Source organism: Glutamicibacter sp. FBE19 (assembly GCF_015524875.1).
Taxonomy (GTDB): Bacteria; Actinomycetota; Actinomycetes; order Actinomycetales; family Micrococcaceae; genus Glutamicibacter; species Glutamicibacter halophytocola.
The window spans coordinates 151,083-173,679 of record NZ_JACKQN010000007.1 but is presented as its reverse complement, the minus strand read 5'-3'; the positions used below and the strand labels follow the sequence as shown (position 1 = coordinate 173,679).

Genomic DNA, 22,597 nt, shown 5'->3' with positions numbered 1-22,597 from the left:
CGGCGGTGCATTGGGCTAAAGAACGAACGAGGTAAATGATCATGCCTAGCGGCAAGGTTAAATGGTACGAAAAGGCCAAGGGCTTCGGTTTTATTACCGCAGAGGATGGCAAAGAGATCTACGTCAATGCGGCTGCGCTGCCCGAGGGCGTTCATGATTTGCGCCCTGGCACCCGATTGGAATTTGGTGTCGCTGAAGGCCGCCGTGGACCCCAGGCACTGAGTTTGCGCCTGCTGGAACAAGCTCCTTCGGTGGCGCGTGCCAAGCGCAAAAAGCCCGAAGCCGAAGCAGTTCTCATTGAAGATCTCATCAAGTTACTCGACAACGTTTCCAATAGCTTGCACAAGGGGCGTTATCCTGAACAGGCATATGGCAAGAAGGTAGCTACCGTGCTTCGTGCGGTAGCCGACGATCTGGACGCATAAATAATGGCCCGTAAACCCAAGTTGGACACCATCCTCGCCGACGCAGTGGACGCTGCACGCGGCGCGCTCGCCGATATCGCCAGCGCGCAAGAAATCGGCGACCACCTCGGGGTCATGGCGGAAGGTGAGCGACTTGTCACCCATCGTTTTGTCTCCCATAAAAAGGGGTATCAAGGATGGACCTGGTTCGCTACCCTCGCACGGGTTCCTCGGGCCAAGGTAAAGGATCTCACCGTCTGCGAAGTCGGCATCATTGCTGGTGAGGATTCGCTTTTGGCTCCTGCCTGGGTGCCGTGGGCAGACCGGCTGGCCAAGGAAGAAATCGAAGCCGCCAAGGCCGCGGAAGCTGCCGAGGAAACCGGCGAGTCCGAAACCGACCAGCCGCAGGACGCCGGTTCGGACTCGGATTCCGAATCCGGCCAAGCCGCCGATGATGCATCACCAGCCCCGGAGCAAGACGCCGAAGAGCTGGATGACGCCGATGAGCCGGATGACGCCGATTCGGAAGACGCACCGCACAAGTCGCCGGCACGACGCCAAGTTCGACGCCGTCGCACCGCCCAGCGCACCGCGGCCCGTCGCCGGGCAGCGCAGCGCAACCGCACGCGCAAAGAAAACCAGTAGCTTAAACAGCGGGAGGGGCTCCGGAGAACATCTGTTCTCCGGAGCCCCTCCCGCTGTTTTACGAGCTAGAGCTGTTCGATGACAAAGTCGATGCACTTGAGCAGCGCAGCAACATCGCTTGGCTCGATGGCCACAAAGGTGGCAATGCGCAGCTGGTTGCGTCCCAGCTTGCGGTACGGTTCTACGTCCACCACGCCATTGGCGCGCAGGGCCTTGGCAATCGCCGAAGCATCGACCGAGTCATCGAAATCCACCGTGGAAATGACGTTGGAGCGGTGAGCCGGGTTGGCTACATAGGGCGAGGCGATCGAGGAGGCTTCTGCCCAGGCCTGAATCAGGCCTGCGGACTGTGCGGTGCGATCCGCAGCCCACTTCAGGCCGCCGTTGGAATTGATCCACTTGATCTGGGCGTCCAGGCCAACCAGAGTCGTCAATGACGGAGTGTTGTACGTCTGGTTTTTCAGCGAGTTATCCAGAGCAGTCTTCAAGTTCAAGAAGTCTGGGATCCAGCGGTCGGTAGCGGCAATTTCCTCAATGCGCGCGATGGCTGCCGGGGAAACGAAAGCCAGCCACAGGCCTCCGTCCGATGCGAAGTTCTTCTGCGGAGCGAAGTAGTAAACGTCGGTCTCGGCTAGATCCACATCGAGGCCGCCTGCTGCGCTGGTGGCGTCAATGACGATCAGGGCATCTTCGCTGGCTCCGGCAACACGCTTGATCGGTGCCGCGGCACCGGTCGAGGTCTCGTTGTGCGGCCAGGCGTACACATCGACGCCGGCTTCAGCGACCGGTTCCGGAACGGTGCCGGGCTCGCCAACGATAATCGTGGAAGATTCCAAGAATGGAGCCTTGTCGGTGGCCTTGGCGAACTTCGAGCCAAATTCACCGAATGACAGGTGCTGCGCCTTGGAACGGACCAGGCTGAATGCTGCTGCATCCCAGAATGCGGTGGAGCCGCCAACGCCCAACAGGACTTCGTAGCCCTCAGGCGCGTTGAACATTTCCTTGAGGCCGTCCTGAACCGAAGCTACGAGGTTTTTGACCGGTGCTTGGCGGTGGGAGGTGCCCAGCAACTTGGATCCGGCGTCGGCGATGGCCTGAACCTGTTCTGCGCGTACCTTGGAAGGTCCCGCACCGAATCGACCGTCGGCGGGCAGAAGGTTTTGTGGAATTTTGATGTCCGTGCTCATCGCGCTCCTCTTGTAGCGATAGATTGAAGTGCCTAACAGGCCACCGATGCCCATGGTTCGGAATATTCAAGGGTGGCCGTGGCGTTTCAATAAACATCTTTGCAAATAGCAAGGGCACGTGAGAAAAACGCGACCGTCGGTTACGAAATCTGCTGGGCGGGTTACATCCGCTTTCTGTCCGATAAACCAAGTAGAGTGGGGTATCGACGCCACGTATTATTCGAGCGAACTTAACTGTTGTGACTTCCAGGAGCGGCTGCTGTGTCTGATCTTATTGATACAACTGAGATGTATCTGCGTACCATTCTTGAACTTCAAGAAGAGGAGATCGTGGCTTTGCGCGCCCGAATTGCAGAACGTCTTGGCCACTCGGGTCCAACCGTGTCCCAGACCGTAGCCCGCATGGAACGCGATGGCTTGGTGGTCGTGTCTTCAGACCGCCATCTTGCGCTGACTGAAAAAGGTCACGAATTGGCAACGAGCGTGATGCGTAAGCATCGATTGGCAGAGCGCTTGCTCTCGGACATGATCGGCTTGGACTGGGAGTATGTTCATGACGAGGCTTGCCGCTGGGAGCACGTCATGAGCGAGCGTGTGGAGCGCCGCCTCTATGACTTGCTTGGCAAGCCGACGGTGTCTCCTTATGGCAACCCGATCCCGGGACTGGAGGTCCTTGGCGGGCCGAGTGTGGCTGAAATCTCATATGAAGTCCAGAATCTGGATGACGCGCTGCTCGCGGGAAATATTGGCCCGGTGGCCATTGAGCGCTTGGCTGAGCCGATCCAAACAGACCCAATCCTGCTCGGACAACTGAACGAAGGCGGAATTCGGCCTGGAGCAATTGTCACTTTGGAACGAGCAGATGATTACGTAGTGGTCCGCGTGCAGGGTATCGAGGGCGCCTTGGAGCTGCCAGTCGAGGTTAGCGGACACGTATTTGTGCGGGCGCAAAAAAGATAACGAAATTGTAACTTTCCCGGATGACCGGTAACGTTAATGATTGATGCCGCCGATCTGACCGGCATCGCCCGACTCCGTCGCGACCGCCTAGTGTTGCCCTGCGCCGGAAGTCGGTTACCAGTATTTGAGGGCAACAACGGGGGACCCACTACTTCGGCGTGCAAGCGCCTTGGGGTGAAGCTCTGCTTGATGCAGGCCGGTTCATTCTCCAGAACCGAACCCGACAGCTAACTTCGTAGGCGCAACAGTGAGAGGAATGTTTTGGTAGAAACCAAGACTGCGGGACGACGTCGCGCTGCTGGCACCGAGGCTGATGTGATCACCGAGATCGCTGCTTCGGCAACCCAGCGCACGAGTGGACGCCGCGCATCACGCGCCGCTGAAGCCGTCCCAACTATTAGCCCGGCTAAGCCGGTTCATGCAGATTTCGTGGGTCGACGTTTCGACTCAATTCAGCGCTACGGTGTTGCACCAACCCAAAAAGAGCTGGCGCATAAGGCCGCGGACAGCAATGTTGTCGCTCTGCCTGGCGCTGTAGAGGTCCAGGCTTCCAGCCCGGCTCCGGTCCAGGCATCCAGCAACGTTGAATTCATCTCCAGCGTCAAGGCTAAAGTTCGCAAGACCAGCCGCCTTGGATTTACCCACAAGGTCGCTGCGGTCGCTGCGGTTTCCGGTTTGGCCTTGGCTGCTGTTGCACCACAGCTCTCAGGCAATACTGGTGAAGAAGACAAGGCAGTTGCCGCCGCTGAGCGCACTGCGACCTCGGCCGTTGTTGACGTGAAGGCTCCGGGCAACGCTGCGGAGCTGTCCGTGGAACGTGCCGCGTTGTCCTCGAAGCTGAGCCCAGAGGTCAAGAGCGAAGAGAAGTTCTCGGACATCATGACTGCCTCGGGTGGCGACATCACGAGCATCAAGGAAACTGCTGGTTTGCTTTCCGCACCGGTGACCACTCAGCGAATTACCTCATCCTTCGGGCATCGCAAGAACCCAACCGGGGCTGGGTACATGATCCACAGCGGTACCGACTACGGTGTTCCCAGCGGAACCAAGGTCTACGCTGCAGCAGATGGTGTTGTTGAAGTTGCTGGTTGGGCTGGACATTCGGGCAACCGAGTCACCCTGGATCACGGAAGTGGACTAGAGACCGGCTACAGCCACAACAGCAAGGTACTGGTTAAGGTTGGCGACCACGTTAAGCGTGGTGACGTCATTGCGTTGGCCGGCACCACGGGAAACTCAACCGGGCCCCACGTGCACTTTGAAGTGATCGTCGACGGGCAGTTCAAAGACCCAGCCGGATGGTTATAACGACGTTCGTCACTATTCCGTGATCAAAACGTGACATTTCAAAAATCATCCTATAGGCTTATATCCGTGCCATGGGAAACCCTGGGCAACTTTGCGTGAGAACCGAGCACTGCCAACACGCAATGAGCAGTTATACACAACTCGTACGGCAGTGGCGGGGGAACCATCATCGGGTCTTTAGCTTTGGCTAATAACCCTAGGGGTGAAGTGGATAGAGAAGGAAACTTCGAATCCACCGAGGTAACTCCACTTCGAACCCGACAGCTTACCTCGTAGGTATCAAGGAGAGGCAATAATAGTGACCAAGAGTCATACTCATGGGCGTCGCCGTGCTGACGTACCACGCACTAACTCGCTAGAGGCGATTTCGCAGGCTGTATCTTCGAACGCTGGTTCAGTGGGCCGTCAGGCAGCAGTAGTTGCTGCAGCATCGGGTTTGATCGTTGCCCTGGGTGTTCCAGGTCAGGCTTCTGCCCCACGCGATGTTTCGGCATCGCCAGTTGACACCATCAACCCCGAGCGCGTTGCAGTCAAGTCGGTTAGCGTTGCTGCCGGCAAGGACGCTTCGGTCGACATCGAGCGCGCAAGCTTCACCGCTAAGGAGAAGCCAAAGCCAGTCGTCATCGCCGTGGCCAATGACGTTGAGCCAACCACCAGCAGCGACTCCGCTACTGCGGACCCGATGGCTCCTATGACCCGCGATAGCCGCGCCGGCCGTACCCAGCCAAGCGAAGCATCTCAGCCAAAGGCCGAGGTGAAAACCGAAACTCCGGTACAGACCTCGAACCTTTCCGGCATCGCAGCAACTGCTGCCAAGTATGTCGGCGTTCCATACGTTTGGGGCGGCAACACTCCTGGCGGCTGGGACTGCTCCGGCTTCGTCAAGTATGTATACGCGCAGCACGGCATCAACATTGCCCGCGGAACTTCGGCCATCCTCGGATCCGGCCAGTTCAAGCGCACCAGCAACCCTAAGCCAGGCGACCTGGTCTTCCAGAACGGTGGCGGCCACGTCGGCATCTACCTGGGCGGCGGCCAGATGATCGGCGCGCAGAACCCAACCGTGGACACCATTGTCGGTTCGGTAACCCGCAACCCGCTGTACGGCTACTACACCTTGGCTGGCTAATTTTCACAGCTTTTCATAGGCCATCGAACGAATCAATCGTTCGGTGGCCTATGTTCGTTTAAACGTCAAAACAGGTGAACTGCACAAGGCAGGGAAGTGAAAAACGCTTGATTTCTTTCTCGGATGCGCACTAACTAGCAAAGTAATCGAATAGGCTAGCGAGTAGAGACACTCCGATTAGAACGCGAGCTCCATCAATGCCAGATGGTAGCTATCGGTTCAAGAAGGAAGTACCAAGCATGCGAACACTGGTTTTAAACGCAGGATACGAGCCCTTAGCCGTCGTGACTTTCCGACGAGCACTCTTGATGGTCATGGCCGACAAGGCGACCATCGTTCTCCAGGATGAAGGCTCGCCTGTTCGCAGCTCACACGGACAGTTACCCAGACCAACCGTCATTGTCTTAAAACGCTATGTACGACGCCCCTACCGCGACATGCTTCATGTCACGCGTAGGGGCGTTTTGCGTCGTGATGCCTACACCTGTGCCTACTGCGGAAAATCCGCTAATACGATCGACCATGTCATTCCACGGAGCAGGGGAGGCAAGAACACTTGGGAGAACCTCGTCGCTGCATGCCTGCACTGCAACAGCCGCAAGGCTGACAAGATGCTCTCCCAGCTGGGCTGGCAGTTGCGCATTACACCGCATCGGCCGCGGATGGGCGGCCATCTCGTATCTGGGCTCCAGCATATCGATGCCGCGTGGGACGAATTCCTGCAAGCAAGCTAGAGCCGTCGGGCCACATGCTGTAGGGACAGAACGCGCCATTGATCAGCTGCTGGCTCTCTTGATGAGCTGGGGGAGTACGTGCTCACGCAGCAGAGGTGCCAAATCATCTCGCTTCATGGCATCTTCGGGCATGATCCACAACAGTTCTTCGAGCTCCGCTAGCGGCGACAGCGTGCCGTCGTAGTGCGCAGTAAATAACGATGCGTGAATAGAGGTCTGATCCTCATTGGCCGCCGGGCCAACCCAGACGCCGTTGAAGTCCAGATCCTCGGCTGCAAATTGGATGCCCAGCTCTTCATGAATTTCTCGAATGACAGTTTGTAACGGCGATTCTCCAAACTCCGGTTTTCCGCCAGGCTGCATGAATTTCGAGGTGCCGCGTTTCCGCACCAAGAGGATTTGTCCTTGGTTGTTGATTAAACATACCGCTGATATCGTCAAATTTTTCTTCACCAAAACACAATATCGTGTGTATCCAAACGACATTGGTGGTAACGTGCTTAAATGGATCTCCAACGTTTTTAGTTGTAGTTTATGGGCGGTCGCCTTACTCGCAGTAATTAGACCACAGGCTCATAGCTACCAAGAATATTGGAACAGGAAGATCGATCCATCTAATTTACAGAACAATGGAGCAATAATGCGACGGGGTACAAATCTAGGCCGTTTGGGAGACTTCAACCAAGCGGTCATTCTTGAATCGATTCGACGCGCGCCTGAGGGAATCAGCCGTGTCGAGCTGGCAGGATCTACCGGTCTGTCTCCACAGACTATTTCGAACGTTGTGCGACGTCTGCTGGATGACGGAATCGTTCGAGAAGACCGCACGATTGTATCCGGCCCAGGTAAGCCTCGCACCGTTCTGGAGCTTGAAGGCAACCGGTTGGTCTCCATTGGCATCCACCTTGACCCCAGCGTTCTGAGCTTCGTAGCAATGAACCTCCGCGGCGAGGTCTTGCGCGAACGCCGCATCGAAGTTCCCAACTTGGAAGTTGCAGCGGAAACGATCCAGCTGATGGCCACCACGGTCAAGGAACTGATTGCTGAAATCCGCATTCCAAAGAAGCACATTGTTGGCGTCGGCATCGCCGTGCCAGGTCCAGTCAACGTCGAAGACGGCGTGGTTCTCAACCCGCCTCTGCTGGACGGTTGGGCCGACGTTGAACTGGTCAACCCGCTGCGCAAGCTTCTGCGTTTGCAGGTCATCATCGAAAAGGACACCATTGCATCGGCCGTGGGCGAGCTGTGGCAGTCCAAGGAAGAGAAGAACAACGACTTCGTCTTCATCTACTGCGGCCATGGCTTTGGCGCTGGCCTTGTCTTGAACAACGACGTGCACCACGGAGCCAGCAACAACGCCGGTGAAATCGGGCACTACTCCACCGGCCACAAATCGTTCACGTGTGAAGAATGCGGTGCTGATGACTGCTTGGCAGCAGGCACTTCGTACGAATACATTTCCAACCAGGCCAAGGAACGCGGTCTGGAACTGCCAACATACGAAATCGTTGGCCCGGAACAGCGCGCTGAAGGTATGAACCGCCTGTACGAATTGGCCCATGAAGGCAACAAGGTCGCCAAGGAACTGGTTTCTGAAACCATGACCATGGTTGCCGAAGTTGCAGGACAGCTTGCCAATTCGCTCGATGTCCGCGAAGTCGTTTTCGGTGGCCCGCAGTGGGACAAGGTACGCGAACTAGTCGAGGACGAGGTCCGGGAGGCTATCGAGCGTCGCTTTGCGCTACGAGGAGTTCACGAGATTGAGACTCGCACCTCCGAACTTCGTTCGAATGTTGGTGCCGTCGGTGGCGCTTGCGTAGTTATGGATGCTTCGTTGTCGCCAAAGGCAACTGCATTGCTACTTCGCTAAACCGCTTAGCTATAACCAAGTAAGGGTACGTTCCTATCGGACGTGCCCTTATTTGCTGTCACGAGCGAGTAGCGAAAAAGTATGGAGATACCAAAAGAGCTTTGCTGCCAGAATAAATCTGGTAGCAAAGCTCCATTTGTGCCCCTGGCCGGAATCGAACCGACGGCCTACCCTTTAGGAGAGGGTCGCTCTATCCTACTGAGCTACAGAGGCATGGGCGTGAAAACACCAACAACACTATCCTACAAGGATGCTGAGGGTAAATTTCACGTAGCCACCTAGCTAGTGCCCTCACGAATTGCCAGCATCTTGCGCTTCAGCCCTCGATTCGCTCGGACAGCACCCAGCCCGACGACCAGACCTGCGGTAATAATCAGCAGTGCCCAGCGGACCGTAGTCAAAATTGAAGCGAGCAGGACTGCACCTGCGCTGAGATCATGGTTGAACAGTGCATCGATGGCGAAGTTCTCCCAAATATCAGCAACAGCGAAGCCTAGTGGAGCCAACCACGCCAGCCAACGCGTTTGTCGATTAGGAATCCAGCGGATGAACAGCAGCATCGAGAAGACAGCCGTGAACATCGGAAAGAGGAAACCTGCGGTCTTGTGCAGGTAATTCAACTGCCCGACGGCATCCGAATCCATGGCACCTCGCAGCGCCTCGATATCTGCCACGGTGTATCCGAAGATCCGCTGATCAGGCATGGGCAACGCATCACTCAGACCCTTCATCTGGAACATGGTGAGCAAGTGGTAGTACGTGAAGAGCGCCAAACAGACAACCAGACCAACCGAGATGAGGATCATCGGGTTCGACTTGTTTTCCTGTGAGTCAATCTTGGTCGTGGGTCGCGCCACTGCAGCGTCGGACGATGCGGGCTGCTGGTTATTGAAGTGACCAGGCTTGCGATACTCTTTGGTTTTTTTGACCTGCTTTGCCATATAGTCCATTATGCCTGTGCCTGGACCGGTACTTTTCTGCAAGCACTGAAAGTGTCTGCAGCGCCACGTAGACTGGCTACATCATGGATTTTCTTTTTGATGATTTCGCCACCGACACCACACCGCAGGTAATGCCCAGTGCAGAAGACCTACTGCAGGGCATGAATCCGCAGCAGGAAGAAGCCGTCCGCTACGCCGGCGGCCCCTTGCTGATCGTGGCAGGAGCCGGATCGGGAAAAACCCGTGTTCTCACGCACCGTATTGCCTATCTATTGGCCACGGGCCGTGCGCGCCCCCATGAGATCCTGGCAATTACCTTCACCAACAAGGCCGCCGCAGAAATGCGCGAGCGAGCTGCGGAGCTGATCGGGGAAGAGCAAGCAAAAAAAATGTGGATCTCAACCTTCCACTCTTCGTGCGTTCGCATCCTCCGTCGTGAAGCCGCAACCATTGGCCTTAAATCGAACTTTTCCATCTATGATTCAACCGATTCCCTCCGGTTGATCACCCTGGTGGCCAAGTCCTTGGAAATCGACCCGAAGCGATTCACTCCCAAGGCCATCGCGCACAAAATTTCCTCGTTGAAGAACGAACTCATCGACGACGAAGATTATGCATCGACCATTAACACCAACGACCCGTTTTCCCGGGCCGTCGCCGAGGTCTACCGCAGCTACACCCGGAGGATGCGTTCGGCCAATGCGCTCGATTTCGATGACCTTATCGGCCAGGTGGTCTTCATGTTCAGGGCCTTCCCAAGGGTCGCCGACAACTACCGGCGTCGATTCCGCCACGTGCTGATCGACGAATACCAAGATACAAACCACGCCCAGTATTCGCTGATTCGCGAGCTGACCGGCATCGAAGGAGAGACGGCACCTGGTGAGCTGACGGTAGTTGGTGACTCTGACCAGTCCATTTACGCATTCCGTGGCGCAGATATCCGCAACATCATCGAATTTGAAAAAGACTATCCCAACGCGGCGACGATCAAGCTGGAGCAAAATTACCGCTCTACGCAGACGATCCTCTCCGCGGCCAACGAAGTCATCAAGCGCAATCCGGACCGCAACGACAAGCGGCTGTGGACTGCGAGCGGCGACGGCGAACAGATCACGGGCTACGTCGGCGAATCGGAATCCGACGAGGCACGGTGGATCGCTGAAGAGATCCTGCGGCTCAATGACGAAAACGACGTTCGCCCCGGCGACGTGGCGATCTTCTACCGCACCAACGCACAATCGCGCGCGTTGGAGGAACAACTGATGCGCGTTGACCTCAAATACCGTGTTGTTGGCGGAACCAGGTTCTACGACCGCAAGGAAATCAAGGATGCGCTGGCCTACCTGCGCGTTTTGGTGAACCCGGAGGACGACATTAACGTCCGGCGTATCCTCAATGAGCCGAAGCGTGGCATCGGGGATCGCGCTGAAGGCGCCGTTGCAGCGCTGGCGGACCGGGAACGCATTTCCTTTATGGAGGCCCTGCGCCGTTCGGATGAAGCACCCGGCTTGGGGACCCGCGGCATCAAGATGACCGCTGCATTTGTTTCGCTGATCGATGACCTGCAAACCGTTGCCGAAGGATCCGGCCCGGCTGAAGCGCTCGAAGCGGTGCTGGAACAGACCGGCTACCTGGAGAACCTGCGGTTGTCGACAGACCCCCAGGATGAATCCCGGGTCGAGAACTTGGCCGAGCTGGTCGCCGTGGTTCGGGACTTCGTCAATGAAGATCCTGAAGGCGGACTAGCTGGATTCCTGGAACGTGTGGCGCTGGTCGCCGACGCTGATCAGATTCCCGAGGCTCCGAGCGATGACGAAGGCGCTGCCATGGCCGCGCAAGAAGGCATGGTCACGTTGATGACCCTGCATACAGCCAAGGGCTTGGAATTCCCTGTCGTATTCCTGACCGGTATGGAGCACGGTGTATTCCCGCATCAGCGTTCGATGACCGATGAAAAGGAACTGGCAGAAGAGCGCCGTCTGGCCTATGTGGGGCTGACCCGTGCCCGCGAACGCCTGTACCTGACCCGCGCAGAACAGCGCAGCCTCTGGGGGCAGGCCCAATACAACCCTGCGAGCCAGTTCCTAGAAGAGGTTCCGAGCGAGCTGATCGACTGGAAGCGTGAAGGATCTGGCGGCGGAATGGGCTTCGGCTTTGGTAGCGCAGCGGTGAATTTCGCCACGAGCAGATATGAGCGTGGAAGTCACTGGGGCGCCGGAACTTCTGGCAGCACGCCACAGCGCGGGCATAACGCGGCCCCGGTGTCCAAGCAACGCGTTGTGCAAAATAAGGACATCACCGTTCCGAAGGTCGGCCAATCGGTCAAGCATTCCGCCTTTGGCTTGGGAACTGTTATTGCTTTGGAAGGTGCCGGCGACAAGACCGTGGCCAAGGTCCAGTTCCCTGATTCTGAAAAGCGTTTGCTGCTGCGCTACGCGCCACTTGAAATCGTCGAGTAGTCAACCGGAAGACCGAGTTTTCTTCGTCACATTTCCTTGGTTCTCGGCGTAATCCCGCGGTTTCTCTACGTGTTGTAAAAGTGGGAACTTTGCGGAAGTCGGGATAGTCTGAGAGGTGCGCACGGGCTACGGCGCCTTATGACGTCCGTTTGTTGCGGTGCGCTCTCTTAGGTATGGGATGGATTTCGGTCCATGGCCATGCCGCGAGTCAGCATGAACTTCGAACGAAGGACACAAACCCGTGGACCTGTATGAGTACCAGGCGCGCGATCTATTCGAGGCACACGGCGTTCCCGTGCTTGCCGGTATCGTCGCTTACACCCCGGAAGAAGCCAAAGCCGCAGCTGAGAAGATCGGCGGCGTTGTTGTAGTAAAGGCACAGGTCAAGGTCGGTGGCCGTGGCAAGGCTGGCGGCGTTAAGGTCGCTAAGACCGCCGATGAGGCTTTTGAGCACGCATCCAACATTCTCGGTATGGACATCAAGGGCCACACCGTTAACAAGGTCATGATTGCTCAGGGCGCCGACATCGCTGAGGAGTTCTACTTCTCGGTGCTGCTGGACCGCGCGAACCGCAACTACCTTGCAATGTGCTCGGTTGAAGGCGGCATGGAGATCGAGGTGCTCGCAGTTGAGCGCCCAGAGGCTCTGGCCAAGGTCGCAGTGGACCCAATCGTTGGCATCGACGCAGCCAAGGCTGCCGAGATCGTTGAGACCGCAAACTTCCCAGAAGAACTGCGTGCCAAGGTTGCAGAAACCATCCAGAAGCTTTGGGTTGTTTTCAAGGAAGAAGACGCAACCCTCGTTGAGGTCAACCCACTGGTGAAGACCGGCGCCGGCGACATCGTTGCGCTGGACGGCAAGGTCTCCCTGGATGACAACGCTTCCGAGGTTCGCCACCCAGCTCACGAAGAGCTGGAAGACAAGGGCGCAGCCGATCCACTGGAAGCCAAGGCAAAGGCCGCTGGCCTGAACTACGTCAAGCTGGACGGCGAAGTAGGCATCATCGGTAACGGTGCTGGCCTGGTTATGTCCACCCTGGACGTCGTTGCCTACGCTGGCGAGAACCACGGTTCGGTCAAGCCTGCCAACTTCCTTGACATCGGTGGTGGAGCTTCGGCTGAGGTCATGGCCAACGGCCTGGACGTCATCCTGAACGACCCACAGGTCAAGTCGGTCTTCGTCAACGTCTTCGGCGGCATCACCGCTTGTGACGCTGTCGCAAACGGCATCGTTGGCGCGCTGAACACCCTGGGCGACTCGGCGAACAAGCCACTGGTTGTCCGCCTGGACGGCAACAACGTTGAAGAGGGTCGTGCCATCTTGGCCCAGGCCAACCACCCGTTGGTCACCCTGGCAGCAACCATGGATGAGGGCGCCGACAAGGCTGCCGAGCTCGCCAACGCAGCGAAGTAAGAGGGATAAGCGAACAATGAGCATTTACCTGAACAAGGACTCCAAGGTCATCGTCCAGGGCATCACCGGCGGCGAAGGCACCAAGCACACCGCCCTGATGCTCAAGGCTGGCACCAACATTGTTGGCGGCGTTAACGCCCGCAAGGCTGGCACCACCGTCACCCACGGTGACCAGGACATCAAGGTGTTCGGCACCGTGGCAGAAGCCAAGGCCGAGACCGGCGCTGACGTATCGATCGTCTTCGTGCCACCAAAGTTCACCAAGGACGCAGTCGTTGAGGCTATCGAGGCTGAAATCGGTCTCGTTGTTGTCATCACCGAAGGTGTTCCAGTACAGGACTCCGCTGAGTTCTGGGCTCTGGCGCAGTCGAAGGTTGACGCCGACGGCAACCAGATCACCCGCATCATCGGCCCTAACTGCCCAGGCATCATCACCCCAGGCGAAGCACTGGTCGGCATCACCCCGAACAACATCACCGGCAAGGGCCCAATCGGCTTGGTTTCCAAGTCCGGCACCCTGACCTACCAGATGATGTACGAGCTGCGCGATCTGGGCTTCTCGACCGCAATCGGCATCGGCGGTGACCCAGTGATCGGCACCACCCACATCGACGCACTGGCCGCTTTCGAAGCTGACCCAGAGACCAAGGCCATCGTCATGATCGGTGAAATCGGTGGCGACGCTGAAGAGCGCGCAGCTGATTACATCAAGGCCAACGTCACCAAGCCAGTTGTTGGCTACGTGGCTGGCTTCACCGCTCCTGAGGGCAAGACCATGGGCCATGCAGGCGCCATCGTTTCCGGCTCGGCTGGCACCGCCCAGGCCAAGAAGGAAGCACTGGAAGCTGCAGGCGTGAAGGTCGGCAAGACTCCTTCGGAGACTGCTGTGCTGCTGCGCGAAGTTTTCGCAGCTCTCTAAGCTGACGCTGAGCTAGAAGTTCTGCCCCGGGTCCTTGACCCGGGGCACTTCTTTACCCATATGGCGTCATCGCCGGCCAGCGGGCCTGAGAGCGCAGAAAAGGGGAAGTCCGCCGGGCTGGCGGGCTTCCCCTTTGCTATCCAGTAAGCGACGCCTTCAGGCGCGGCATTGCCGAAGCAGGGATCGCGTGCAGGGTCTCGAAGGCGCTCTACGGCTGCGCCGACAAGTCCTTGCCGGATTTGCCCTGCTCAGTCAATTCCAGCTGGTAGCTTTCCTCAAGGGCTGGAACCTGCTCGAACAGCTCCTCAACATCAAGATCAGGATTCTCCTCCTGGGTCTTGACCAGTTCAATCGCTTCTTCTTCGGTGGCAACCGAAGGCAGCGAACCCGGCAGCGGCTTGCGCGCAGATTCCTTGAGGAAGCACACCGCGATGAACCCGGCTACTGATGTGCCCATCACCCAGAATGCGGGCGCCAGCGACGACGAGGTCACAGTCACCAAAGCCTGCATGATAAATGGAGCAAAACCGCCAAAGATCGCTACTGCGAAGTTGTACGAGATGCCCATTCCACCGTAGCGCGAAGCGGTTGGGAACAAGGCCGGCAGCGACGAGGCAAGGTTAGCCACGTAGAAGGTCACAGGGAACGCCAGCAGGGACAGGCCAACCAGCGTGGACCAGATAGCGCCGTGCATCATGAACAAGAAGGCAGGGATCGCCAGAACGATCGCGGAGACCGAACCAATGAATAGCACTTTGCGGCGGCCAATGCTATCTGAGAGCTTGCCGCCCAGCGGGATGCACAAGGACATGCCCACAAGGATCGGCAGGGTCAGAAGGTTACCGTGGACCGGGTCATAATGAAGGGTCTCGGTCAGGTAGGTCGGCATGTAGCTGGTCAAAGCGTAGCCAGCAGTGTTAGCTGCGGAAACCAGGACGAAGCCGGTCAGAAGCTCACGCCAATAGGACTTGACCAAGGCGATGACACCCTTGGGAGCATCAGGCGAGTTCTTGGCATCTTCGCTGGCGCGGTTGGCTGCTTCCTGGGCTTCCTTGAACGCGGGGGTATCCTCGATCTTGGAACGGAACCACAAGGCGATGACGCCCAGTGGCAAGGCGACCAGGAATGGGATGCGCCAGGCGAATCCTTCCATGACATCTTCGGCCAAGGTGAGCTGCAGGATCGATACAAAGGCCGCACCCAATGCGAAGCCCATGTAGGAGCCAAGGTCCAAAAGCGAGGCAAAAAATCCGCGTCGCTTGTCAGGCGCATATTCGGTAATGAACGTAGTAGCACCCGCGTACTCGCCGCCGGTGGAGAAACCCTGAATGAGCTTCAACGCGACGAGCAGAATTGGTGCTGCTACGCCCCATACCGAGTAATCCGGAAGGATGCCGATGCCGAACGTGGCCAGAGCCATCATGAGCAAGGTGAAAACCAGAATTTTCTGGCGGCCAACGCGATCTCCTAGTTGTCCAAGGATCACGCCGCCCAGTGGGCGCGCAACGAAGGTCACGGCGAATACGCCGAGACTGAACAATGTCTGGATTGCGGGGTCAACGGTGTCCGGCATGAACAACTTGCCGATAATGACGGCCAAGTAGCCATAGACACCAACGTCGTACCATTCCATGAGGTTACCGACGACAGTTCCGCCGATAGCCTTCTTCAGCATTGAGTTGTCAACAACGTTGACATCTTCTACTTTCAGGCGACGTTTTCTAAAGAACAGTTGTTTACGTGGATTTGCTGCTTCCATAGTTTCACTCCTCGTATCTTTCTTGATCTTGTCGTGGAACCGGCGCCCTCCATGTCGTGGCAGGCGAGTCAAAAATTACTCGCTAAAGTCACGTTTGGACGCCGGGCGACTCATCGAAATCGATAGATTCCTACTCGAAAAACCGCCTAATTACGGGACTCGAGTGATGAAACGCTTGAGCGGATAGTTATCTAGTCTAGCAAAAAAATGACCACTTCCCCCAAAGTTGGCCTGCCTCCACGTTTCGTGCGGGGCGTTTGCAGCGCTCTTGAAGAGGTAAGCGAAACGGCTGAAACAGTTGAAGGCAATAGGCATCGAGAAGAATCCATGGGGACTTCTAAGTGTGGTGTTGAAGCGATAAAAGTGTGGCGAAGGACTCTATGCGACACGGCGGGAAATCTGTGGAAACGCAATAAACTAGCTCGACACAGTGGTGCATTGAGAAGGGTTTTGCTTCGCGGAACGCCAGGCGGCGATGTGTCCATCCCACCGATTAGTGCATTGGAGCAGATACAAGAACGCCCCAAGGCTGCCGGTGCGGCATCTTGGGGCATCTATTTTGCGCGATTGCTAGTTTCGTAGGCCGACAGTCGCTTCTGCATCGATTCGCAGGAACGAAGAACCGATGACGGCAAAAGCTCCAGGGATCAAAAGCATCCTGTGCTTGGGGTTGTAAAAAATCTCTTCGAGCGGAGATGCCAGGACCCGGTGGACTTTTTCCAGCAGGCGGTCGTTCTCCAAGGACAAGCGTTGCTGCCCAGTTTCGATGACCACACGATCTTTCTCCGTACTAACCGATGCACGCATCCAGTCGTCATCGGGGGTACTGATAGTCTCCGACTTAATCAGGGACACGGTTATTACCGCCTTTATCGTTCGTTTCGCCTCAGCGAGGATCCGCTCAGGCCAGTGACCGATGGGCGCACTATGTGTGGATTAGCGCATACCAACTGACATATTGAATATATCGCGTCTGGCCAGCAGTCGTCTCTTATTCCCAGAGAATTAATCAACCTGTTACTCGAGAAGTCCTCGGATGTCTTGTGCAGTGAGCGCCTTGGAGAACCCATCAGCTTCGTCCATAACGGTCGAGATCAGCTTGCGCTTGCTTTCCTGCAGCGCAACAACCTTCTCCTCGATGGTGCCCTGGGAGATCATCCGGTAAACCATCACCTGACGAGTTTGGCCGATGCGGTGCGTGCGGTCAATAGCCTGCGCCTCAACTGCAGGATTCCACCAGGGGTCCAGCAGGAAGCAGTAATCTGCTTCAGTCAGGTTCAATCCGAAGCCGCCAGCCTTCAGCGAGATCAAGAACAGCGGAGCTTCGCCTTCCTTGAACTGTTCGATGACCTTGGAACGATTACGCGTATTTCCGTCGAGATATACGAAATTCACGCCTCGCTCGGTCAGCTTCTCGGCCAGCACTTTCAGATAGGAAGTGAATTGGCTGAAGACCAGAGCGCGGTGGCCCTCGCCCAGAACATCATCAAGCTGATCAAATAAGGCTTCCAGTTTCGAACCTGGAACATCCGATAGCTCGGGATCGACCAGCGAAGGCTCCAGCGCAAGCATGCGCAGATGCGTCAGGGACTGGAAAATCGTAAAGCGGTTGCGATCCAAGTCCTCCACCAGGTGCAGGATCTTCTGGCGTTCACGGTTCAGATGGGTGTCATAAACATGCTGATGCTCGTCGGAGAGCCGGACGAGCAATTGCTGTTCCTGCTTGGCTGGCAGATCGAGCACCACCGATTCCTTGGTGCGTCGCAGCATAAACGGCTTGATCCGGCGCTGGAGCAACGCCAGGGTTTCCTTGTCGCCCAGGACTTCAATAGGGCGGGCGAATTGGCGGTTGAAACGGCTCGTGTTCAAGAACAGGGCCGGTGCCACCAGCGACAACAGCGCACCGAGTTCAGAGAGATTGTTCTCCATCGGGGTACCGGTAACGGCCAGCTTGAAGTTGGTCTGCAGGTTCACAGCAGTGCGGTGGGCCTTGGTGGAGCGGTTCTTCACGAACTGGGCCTCATCAAGGATCAGGCCAGCAAAGCGCTGCGCCTCATAAATCTCATCATTCAGGCGCAACAGCGTGTAGGTGGTGAGGATGACGTCGTAGTTTTCCGCCAGCTCGCTGAGCTGCCGCGGTGAACTCAGCGTTCCTTCAATGCTGGTCACGCGCAAGCTTGGAGCGAATCGCTTGACTTCGGTTTCCCAGTTCGAGACGACCGAGCTTGGCGCAACCACTAGGAATGGGGCAGCAGTGCGCTGGGCTGCCGGAAGCTTGGCGCAAGCCTCGCTGTCATTCCACAGCCCGTGCGCATGCAGGATCAATGCGATGGTCTGCAGGGTTTTGCCCAAGCCCATATCGTCGGCCAAGATGCCGCCAAAGCCGCCCTGATACAGCCGGCTCAGCCAGCGGAAGCCGTCAACCTGATAAGGGCGCAATTGCGCGTTCAGCGTTTCAGGCACGGACGCCTGCTCGCCTTCAGCGACCTTCAGCAGGGAACGCATTCGCGCAATGAACAAATCTGCGCCGTCGATGCCTTCGGCGAGCTCATCGAGCTCCTCGAAAATGGAAATCTGGAAAACCGTAAGCTTCAGATCGCCTTCTTTTGGCTTGTCGTTGAGTGCTTGGGCTTCGTCAACAAGGGCCTTGAGCTTGGCGAACAGCGGCTGGTTCAAGGAGAACCACGTATTGTCCGGAAGCTTGATCTTCATCTGGCCATTGCTCATGGCCTCAACGATCTGTGAAAAAGGAACCTCGTGGTCGCCAACGGTGATCAGCAATCCCAGATCCAGCCAGTCAGTGCGCTCGTGGTTGACCGCGTTGATCTTCAGCTGGGGAAGCTCGCGCAGCTGCCGGAATACCGGCCGGGTGCCCTTTTCGCTCAGCTTCACTACTGGCAGGCTCTCGATGGCAGGCAAGATTTCAGAGACAAAGGTAATGACGCTTTCGCCCGAGTAGAACTTGGGTGAAAGATCGGGATTCCCCGTTTCTGTAGTCTGCAGGAAGACCTCATCAATAGCTGCGCGAAGCTGTTCTTCGATTTCACGATCGTAGACTTCGTGCTGATCCGGAACCCCGGGATAGCGGATCTGGAATTCCAAGGTTGCCGAGTCATTCGGCTCGCCCTTGTCGTTCACATCGCGCTTGTAGGTGACCGTAGCCTGCACATATGGGGGCTTCAAGTCCGGGAGCACCAGTTCCTCGCTGGCACTGCGCAGATCAAAGCGGCGCGCTAGACGCGGATAGACCGAATCGAAGAAGCTGTCGATTTCCGCGACCGGAATGGCTACCGGGCGACGGTCAACGTACCAGCGGCGGTGCGCCTCTGCCACGGGTTCCTTGCTCGGAGCCAACCAGATCTCGTCGGGCTGGCCCAACTGCGCATAGAACCCATGATCTGCAATAACGCCGCTAGGCGACTCGGAATCAAGCACCAGGTCCTGGCCGTCGACATGCAAAATGCCGCTCAGCTGCATCAACTGGTCATCGAGCGTCGCCTGCATGCTGAAGCTGGCCGGGTCAACGATTCGAATGCGCTGTTCGGAGCGTGTGGAGATGAGCTCAATGCCCAGCTCCTGAGCCTGCTGAAGCAGTGGCCACAGCAGGCCGGAAGCGTATTCGTCCATGAATAGCCAGTCTTCATCCACCTTGAATTGCAACTGGGTATCGCTGCGGGCCATGGACGCAAAACGGGTGAACCAGTGGTGCTGCGAGCGCAACAAATTCCAGCCATAGGTCTTGAAGCCCAGGGTGGTCCAGCGCAGCTGCCCGCGAACCCAGCGGCCTTCGGTATTGCGGACCATCGGCCGCACGCCCAGGCGGAATCGCTTATTGCGGGTGGGATGCGGAATGGTGCCGGTCGGCATCCACTGTTGTTGCTGCGTGGTGTTCTTCGCATCGAAGAGCATGAATTGCAAACCCATGGCTACCACGGGGTCGTGCTGCGAGCCGAGCAGCCCGTCGGCTGGGCCAGGTTCAGAGGGCTGGAACCACGAGTCGATTTGCTGGGCCCATGCGGCCGAGCTTTTTTCTTCCGGCACGGCCACAAGGCGCGGCTGCGAAGCAATCTTGTTCGAGACGATGGCCAAGGCGGCAATGTGCGCGCAGATGCCGGGCTTGTCGCACGTGCACTCGCAAAGCTCGATTTGCCAGTCGTCGCCGACCATTTGAACCTGGATCATCGGCGAAAATTCTTCGCCGTTAGCACGCACGGTGCCTTCGATCTGCCGGGTGGATTCATCAAATTCCACGTCAACCACAGAATTTTCTTCAGCTGCTATGTTCTTTCCGTAAAAGAAAGGGACATCGCCCAGATAGCGCAGCAAGTGGCGCGCGTCGATGGTTGGGGGAACAGAATCACTCATCCTCTCATCGTTTCACGTTCCGGCCCGCGGTGAAAGTTCAAGGGCCTGTCTGTGAATAATCACTATCTATGACGTAGCGTTGACGCATGTCCCACATCTGGCCTTATCTACCGGCGAGGGCAGTGAATATCACCTCGCTCGTCGAGTTTGATCGCTTGGCTTCCGACGCGCTTTCCTCCCTCCACCCCCGCGGATTCAGCTGGCGCGTGCATCGGGTTGATCTGCGTGAACGGGACTCCGTCCTTCGCTCCCTGGACCTGTCGGAAGCGATCTTCATCGATTGCCAATACTCGCAGCATGGGCGGGAACTGGTTCAGGCGACCGGTGGCCTGTGCATGAGCTCTGGCGAAGAACTGCCCTTCACCACGGGGGAACGCAGCTTGTATACCCCGGAAGAACTCTATGAAGGGATCCGCGCGCAGGGCTACGAACAGGTCCCGGATGCGAAGATCTACGCCTATTCGCAACAGCACACCGCACCGGCTGCGCTGAATCCCGAAGATGCGATGGCCAGGACCCTGCATGATCACCACGTTGGGCAGGCTTTGATTTCGGAAGTCTATGAGGGCGTGTTCAAGGATTCCCCGCTCATCGGGGTTATGGGCGGCCATGCGATGCGCCGCGGTTCACGCGAGTACGCGCAAACAGTGGAACTGGGCCAATTGATTACCCGGGCCGGCTATGGCGTGGCCACTGGCGGGGGACCGGGAGCCATGGAAGCTGCCAATGCCGGGGCATGGCTGGCAGGCTACGAGCAAAAGGATCTCAACCTTGCCCTGGAGATGCTCGCCGAACAGCCCGATGCCATTCACCAGCGCACCGGATGGGCCAGGACAGCGCTCGCCGTCAAGGATCGTTTCCCCAGCTCGCAGCAGTCATTGGGGGTGCCTACATGGTTTTACGGTCACGAACCGCCGAACCTTTTTGCCACGAAGATCGCAAAGTTCTTCGCCAACTCCATCCGCGAGGCAATTCTCCTGGAGCAGTCCAATGGCGGGCTGATTGTCTTGCCCGGATCCGCCGGCACGGTTCAGGAGATCTTCCAGGATGCCTGCGAAAACTACTATGCCACCGGCGCCCGGGTGGTTCCCATGGTCCTGTTCGGCCGCGAATACTGGACCAGGACCCTGCCGGTGTGGCCGCTGCTCCAGGCGCTCGCTGCCGATCGGGTGATGGGCGAAAAGATTGCCCTGGTGGACACCGCGGCCGAGGCGATGGAGTTCATCAGCTCCATGAGCACGCTGCGCCGGCGCACGCGCTGGTAGCGCCCCCAAGCAAATGACCCCGCGGCATCAGATGATGCCGCGGGGTCATGGGCGATTGAAGCCGAGCCAACAGCCGGTCATGCCACCTGCACGTCGAAGAGCAGGCCCAGGCAGTAGGTGACCGCTGCGGCGCCCCATCCAATGGCCAGCTGGCGCAGGCCGCGCTTGAGCGGCGAGGCTCCGGAGAGCAGACCGACGATGGCTCCGGTGATCATCAAGGCGATCCCCACCAGGATCACGGAGATGGCCACGGCCGCCAAGCCGCCAAGACCGAAGATATAGGGCAGGATCGGGATGATGGCGCCGGAAGCGAAGAGGCAGAAGGAAGTGGCTGCCGCGCCGGTGGCCGAGCCGAGCTCTTCGTGTTCGCTTTCCAATTCCTCTGCGCGTTCCTCGGGGTTCAGCGAGAAGGCGGGGTTGCAATCACAGGTGAAAAGCCCCATGCGTTCTGCGGCGCGGTGTTCGGCATCTTCATCGCTCATGCCGCGGGCCTTGTAGATCAGCACCAGCTCGTTGGACGCCAAATCGAGGTTGGGTGCTGCCGTCAGCGTCACCTGGGTGGGCCGTGAAGCGGTGAGAAGCTCGCGCTGGGACCGCACGGAGACGAATTCGCCGGCCGCCATGGATAGCGCTCCGGCCAAGAGCCCGGCGATGCCGGAAAAGAGCACGAAGGTGGAGGATACCCCGGTGGCGCCGATGCCCATGATCAGGGCGAGGTTGGAGACCAGGCCGTCATTCGCGCCAAAAACCGCGGCGCGGAAGTTGCCCGAGAGCTGGGCCCGGCCGGCGGTGGCCAGTGCGCGGACTACTTCTTCATGCACCTGTTCGTCGGCGGCCATTTGCGCGGTCGCGTCCTTGTCGTCGCGGTACGGCGAATTGCTCTCGGAGCGCTGTGCCATGGCCAGCACGAAGACCGAGCCGAAATTGCGGGCCAAGAAGCGCAAGATCGTGCGGCGCAATGATGGGCGGACCGGCTTGGCGTGTTCGCCCAGCTTGGCCCGCCAGTGCGCCTCATGCCGCGCTTCGGCTTCGGCGAGTCCCAGCAGGATCTGCTTTTCCTGCCCGGATTTCTTCTGGGCCAGGGTGCGGTAGATGGCGCCTTCGGCGACTTCATCGGCCAGGTATTTTCGCCAGCGCTGGACTTGGGCACGGGTAGGTTCGGTTGCTGACTGGTTCGACATCACGAAAACAGCTCTCTTGGCAGGTCGAATTTCTTGGTGAAACTCGGTGAACGG

At 57.8% G+C, this 22,597-nt stretch carries 18 protein-coding genes, 1 tRNA gene and 2 riboswitches; of the genes, 11 read left to right on the top strand and 8 right to left on the bottom strand.

Going from position 1 to position 22,597, the window contains the following annotated elements:
• The first annotated feature begins 41 nt into the window (after positions 1-41).
• On the top strand, positions 42-425 hold the full coding sequence (locus H6F58_RS12630) for a cold shock domain-containing protein (RefSeq protein WP_060703278.1): 384 nt from the start codon (positions 42-44) through the stop codon (positions 423-425).
• 3 nt (positions 426-428) lie between these two features.
• Positions 429-1,049, top strand: coding sequence for a DUF3027 domain-containing protein (locus tag H6F58_RS12625; RefSeq protein ID WP_146277692.1), 621 nt, complete (start codon positions 429-431; stop codon positions 1,047-1,049).
• A gap of 65 nt (positions 1,050-1,114) precedes the next feature.
• On the opposite strand, the gene serC is transcribed toward H6F58_RS12625, so the two are convergent.
• Positions 1,115-2,236 carry a phosphoserine transaminase gene (serC, locus tag H6F58_RS12620; protein WP_146277693.1) on the bottom strand — a complete coding sequence of 374 codons (1,122 nt, stop codon included), beginning with the start codon at positions 2,234-2,236 and terminating at the stop codon, positions 1,115-1,117.
• Positions 2,237-2,497: 261 nt separating this feature from the next.
• Here serC and H6F58_RS12615 point away from each other — a divergent pair, with 261 nt between their 5' ends.
• The 4 genes from H6F58_RS12615 to H6F58_RS12600 all read left to right on the top strand — a co-directional run bounded on the left by H6F58_RS12615 (position 2,498) and on the right by H6F58_RS12600 (position 6,367).
• Complete coding sequence (locus H6F58_RS12615) at positions 2,498-3,196, top strand: metal-dependent transcriptional regulator (protein WP_060700698.1); 699 nt, start codon at positions 2,498-2,500, stop codon at positions 3,194-3,196.
• Between the two features lie 91 nt (positions 3,197-3,287).
• Positions 3,288-3,453, top strand: a riboswitch (cyclic di-AMP (ydaO/yuaA leader).
• A 4-nt stretch (positions 3,454-3,457) separates the two neighbouring features.
• Positions 3,458-4,504, top strand: coding sequence for a M23 family metallopeptidase (locus tag H6F58_RS18240; RefSeq protein WP_060700699.1), 1,047 nt, complete (start codon positions 3,458-3,460; stop codon positions 4,502-4,504).
• Between the two features lie 123 nt (positions 4,505-4,627).
• A riboswitch (cyclic di-AMP (ydaO/yuaA leader) is annotated at positions 4,628-4,798 on the top strand.
• 103 nt (positions 4,799-4,901) lie between these two features.
• Positions 4,902-5,633 carry a C40 family peptidase gene (locus H6F58_RS12605; RefSeq protein WP_261382910.1) on the top strand — a complete coding sequence of 244 codons (732 nt, stop codon included), beginning with the start codon at positions 4,902-4,904 and terminating at the stop codon, positions 5,631-5,633.
• A gap of 239 nt (positions 5,634-5,872) precedes the next feature.
• Positions 5,873-6,367 carry an HNH endonuclease gene (locus tag H6F58_RS12600; RefSeq protein ID WP_060700701.1) on the top strand — a complete coding sequence of 165 codons (495 nt, stop codon included), beginning with the start codon at positions 5,873-5,875 and terminating at the stop codon, positions 6,365-6,367.
• Between the two features lie 42 nt (positions 6,368-6,409).
• On the opposite strand, the gene H6F58_RS12595 is transcribed toward H6F58_RS12600, so the two are convergent.
• On the bottom strand, positions 6,410-6,820 hold the full coding sequence (locus tag H6F58_RS12595) for an NUDIX domain-containing protein (protein WP_146277695.1): 411 nt from the start codon (positions 6,818-6,820) through the stop codon (positions 6,410-6,412).
• Positions 6,821-7,007: 187 nt separating this feature from the next.
• Between H6F58_RS12595 and H6F58_RS12590 the strand changes: the two genes are divergently transcribed.
• Entirely contained in the window at positions 7,008-8,237 is a 1,230-nt protein-coding gene (locus H6F58_RS12590; RefSeq protein WP_060700703.1) for an ROK family transcriptional regulator, read from the top strand.
• Positions 8,238-8,376: 139 nt separating this feature from the next.
• Here the strand turns inward: H6F58_RS12590 and H6F58_RS12585 are convergent.
• A tRNA-Arg gene (locus H6F58_RS12585) sits at positions 8,377-8,450 on the bottom strand.
• 65 nt (positions 8,451-8,515) lie between these two features.
• Positions 8,516-9,178 carry a hypothetical protein gene (locus H6F58_RS12580; protein WP_195181889.1) on the bottom strand — a complete coding sequence of 221 codons (663 nt, stop codon included), beginning with the start codon at positions 9,176-9,178 and terminating at the stop codon, positions 8,516-8,518.
• Between the two features lie 83 nt (positions 9,179-9,261).
• Between H6F58_RS12580 and pcrA the strand changes: the two genes are divergently transcribed.
• The 3 genes from pcrA (at position 9,262) to sucD (ending at position 13,973) form a co-directional block, all read left to right on the top strand.
• Entirely contained in the window at positions 9,262-11,640 is a 2,379-nt protein-coding gene (pcrA, locus tag H6F58_RS12575; RefSeq protein ID WP_195181888.1) for a DNA helicase PcrA, read from the top strand.
• Positions 11,641-11,881: 241 nt separating this feature from the next.
• Entirely contained in the window at positions 11,882-13,054 is a 1,173-nt protein-coding gene (sucC, locus tag H6F58_RS12570; protein ID WP_060700713.1) for an ADP-forming succinate--CoA ligase subunit beta, read from the top strand.
• 16 nt (positions 13,055-13,070) lie between these two features.
• Positions 13,071-13,973, top strand: coding sequence for a succinate--CoA ligase subunit alpha (gene sucD / locus H6F58_RS12565; protein WP_060700714.1), 903 nt, complete (start codon positions 13,071-13,073; stop codon positions 13,971-13,973).
• Positions 13,974-14,181: 208 nt separating this feature from the next.
• Here sucD and H6F58_RS12560 read toward each other — a convergent pair whose 3' ends face one another.
• The 3 genes from H6F58_RS12560 to H6F58_RS12550 form a co-directional block, all read right to left on the bottom strand.
• Complete coding sequence (locus tag H6F58_RS12560) at positions 14,182-15,732, bottom strand: MFS transporter (RefSeq protein ID WP_060700715.1); 1,551 nt, start codon at positions 15,730-15,732, stop codon at positions 14,182-14,184.
• A gap of 570 nt (positions 15,733-16,302) precedes the next feature.
• Positions 16,303-16,587 (bottom strand): hypothetical protein, encoded by a 285-nt coding sequence (locus H6F58_RS12555; RefSeq protein WP_146277698.1) that lies wholly within the window; start codon positions 16,585-16,587, stop codon positions 16,303-16,305.
• Positions 16,588-16,749: 162 nt separating this feature from the next.
• Positions 16,750-20,097 carry a DEAD/DEAH box helicase gene (locus H6F58_RS12550; RefSeq protein WP_146277699.1) on the bottom strand — a complete coding sequence of 1,116 codons (3,348 nt, stop codon included), beginning with the start codon at positions 20,095-20,097 and terminating at the stop codon, positions 16,750-16,752.
• An 86-nt stretch (positions 20,098-20,183) separates the two neighbouring features.
• Between H6F58_RS12550 and H6F58_RS12545 the strand changes: the two genes are divergently transcribed.
• Entirely contained in the window at positions 20,184-21,362 is a 1,179-nt protein-coding gene (locus tag H6F58_RS12545) for an LOG family protein (RefSeq protein WP_146277700.1), read from the top strand.
• A gap of 77 nt (positions 21,363-21,439) precedes the next feature.
• Here the strand turns inward: H6F58_RS12545 and H6F58_RS12540 are convergent, their stop codons facing one another.
• A complete protein-coding gene (locus tag H6F58_RS12540) occupies positions 21,440-22,543 on the bottom strand; it encodes a VIT1/CCC1 transporter family protein (RefSeq protein ID WP_146277701.1) in 1,104 nt (367 codons plus the stop codon).
• Positions 22,544-22,597: the final 54 nt, after the last annotated feature.

Bases quoted from the DNA above. Each gene is read 5' to 3' on its own strand.
- serC (WP_146277693.1), bottom strand. From the start codon at position 2,236: ATGAGCACGGACATCAAAATTCCACAAAACCTTCTGCCCGCCGACGGT.
- H6F58_RS12580 (WP_195181889.1), bottom strand. From the start codon at position 9,178: ATGGCAAAGCAGGTCAAAAAAACCAAAGAGTATCGCAAGCCTGGTCAC.
- H6F58_RS12540 (WP_146277701.1), bottom strand. From the start codon at position 22,543: ATGTCGAACCAGTCAGCAACCGAACCTACCCGTGCCCAAGTCCAGCGC.
- H6F58_RS12590 (WP_060700703.1), top strand. From the start codon at position 7,008: ATGCGACGGGGTACAAATCTAGGCCGTTTGGGAGACTTCAACCAAGCG.
- sucD (WP_060700714.1), top strand. From the start codon at position 13,071: ATGAGCATTTACCTGAACAAGGACTCCAAGGTCATCGTCCAGGGCATC.
- H6F58_RS12630 (WP_060703278.1), top strand. From the start codon at position 42: ATGCCTAGCGGCAAGGTTAAATGGTACGAAAAGGCCAAGGGCTTCGGT.
- pcrA (WP_195181888.1), top strand. From the start codon at position 9,262: ATGGATTTTCTTTTTGATGATTTCGCCACCGACACCACACCGCAGGTA.
- H6F58_RS12545 (WP_146277700.1), top strand. From the start codon at position 20,184: ATGTCCCACATCTGGCCTTATCTACCGGCGAGGGCAGTGAATATCACC.
- H6F58_RS12560 (WP_060700715.1), bottom strand. From the start codon at position 15,732: ATGGAAGCAGCAAATCCACGTAAACAACTGTTCTTTAGAAAACGTCGC.
- H6F58_RS12600 (WP_060700701.1), top strand. From the start codon at position 5,873: ATGCGAACACTGGTTTTAAACGCAGGATACGAGCCCTTAGCCGTCGTG.
- H6F58_RS12625 (WP_146277692.1), top strand. From the start codon at position 429: ATGGCCCGTAAACCCAAGTTGGACACCATCCTCGCCGACGCAGTGGAC.
- H6F58_RS12550 (WP_146277699.1), bottom strand. From the start codon at position 20,097: ATGAGTGATTCTGTTCCCCCAACCATCGACGCGCGCCACTTGCTGCGC.